General features: G+C 71.0%; 1 protein-coding gene. It reads left to right on the forward strand.

From position 1 onward, the window contains the following. Positions 1-105: 105 nt before the first annotated feature. Positions 106-1,641, forward strand: a complete 1,536-nt coding sequence (locus AB0J64_RS57195) for an IS1182 family transposase (RefSeq protein WP_364047226.1) — start codon at positions 106-108, stop codon at positions 1,639-1,641. Positions 1,642-1,698 lie beyond the last annotated feature (57 nt).

Below are 1,698 nucleotides of genomic sequence, written 5' to 3' on the forward strand. Positions count from 1 at the left end.
GAGTCTCCTGAAGATCTTGGTGGTCTTCCCAGGCGGCGTTTGGGGACTCAGACTCGGGTCATGATGGGCCGTTGGAGGGTTCCAGCCGGGCCTGAAGTGTGGGTCGTGTGCCGGGAGTTGATCCCGGCCGGGAGCGTGTTCGCGTTCCTGGCCGAACAGCGGCGGTTGTTGTTCCCGCCGGAGGCGTTCGCGGACATGTACGCGGCGGTCAACGGGCGCCCGTCGGTGCCACCGGACCTGCTGGCCACGGTGGTGGTCCTGCAAGCCTTACATGGGCTGTCGGACGAGGAAGCGGTTGCCGCGCTGCGGTTCGATCTGCGCTGGAAGGCCGCCTGCGGGCTGGGCTTATATGACCAGGGGTTCGACCCGTCGCTGCTGACCTATTTCCGGCGCCGCCTGGCCCGCTCCGCAGACCCGGACCGGATCTTCGAGATCGTCCGGGCGGTAGTGGAGCAGACCGGCGTGCTGGCCGGCCGGATGCGGCGGGCGCTGGACTCGACTGTGCTCCTCGACGCGGTCGCCACCCAGGACACCATCACCCAGCTCATCGCCGCGATCCGTCGGGTGGCCCGCCAGGTGCCCGGAGCCGCCGCGCTCGTCGCGCAGCACTGCCACGCCCACGACTACGCCGATGCGGGCAAACCGAGAATTGCCTGGGACGATGAGGAGGCCAAGACGGCTCTGGTCAGCGGCCTGGTCACCGACGCGCTCGCCCTGCTGGACCAGCTGGCCGGCCGGGACCTGGACGAGGCAGCCGCAGGGGCGGTCGGCCTGCTGGCGCTGATCGCCGGTCAAGACGTCGAACCTGCCGGCGACTCTGACGGCACCGACGGCCGGTGGCGGATCGCCCGCCGCACCTCACCGGACCGCATCATCTCCACCGTCGACCCCGAGGCCCGCCACATCCACAAAAGCGCGCAGCAGCGTGACGACGGCTACAAGGCGCACCTGGCCGTCGAACCGGAGACCGGCCTGTTCACCGCGGTCGCGCTGCGCCCCGGCGCCGGAGCCGAGCACCACGAAGCCACCGTCGCCCCCGACCTGCTCGCCGCCGAAAGCGGACCCCTGCACATCCTGGCCGATGCCGCCTACGCCGCCGCCGACCTGCGCGCCGCCCTGACAGCCGCCGGGCACGCTCTGCTGATCAAACCGCCCGCGCTCAAGCCCGCCGTCCCCGGCGGGTTCACCCTGGACGACTTCGCCATCGACACCGCCGCCGGCACGGTCACCTGCCCCGCCGGACACACCGTCCCGCTCGCCGCCCCGGCAGGCCGCTACCAGCAGCGCCGCGCCACCTTCACCGGTCTGTGCGCCGCCTGCCCGCTGCATGATCGCTGCACCACCGCCAAAACCGGCCGCATCCTGACCATCCGCCCCCACCACGACCTGCAGGCCGCCGCCCGCCACCAGGCCGCCACCGACCCCGCCTGGCAAGACGACTACCGGCGCTGGCGGCCCATGGTCGAACGCGCCGTGGCCTGGCTGGTCGCCCGCGGCAACCGCCGCCTGCCCTACCGCGGCACCCACGCCAACGACCGCTGGCTCCACCACCGCGCCGCCGCTCTCAACCTGCGCCGCCTCATCAACCTAGGACTCACCCACATCAACAACACCTGGGCCCTCGCCACTACCACTCCATAACAAGAGGGTGAGTCAGCTCATGTTGACCCACCCACCAAGATCTTCAGGACACTCCTA

The sequence above is a fragment of the Nonomuraea sp. NPDC049695 genome (assembly GCF_040674955.1).
In the GTDB taxonomy this organism is placed as follows: Bacteria; Actinomycetota; Actinomycetes; order Streptosporangiales; family Streptosporangiaceae; genus Nonomuraea; species Nonomuraea helvata.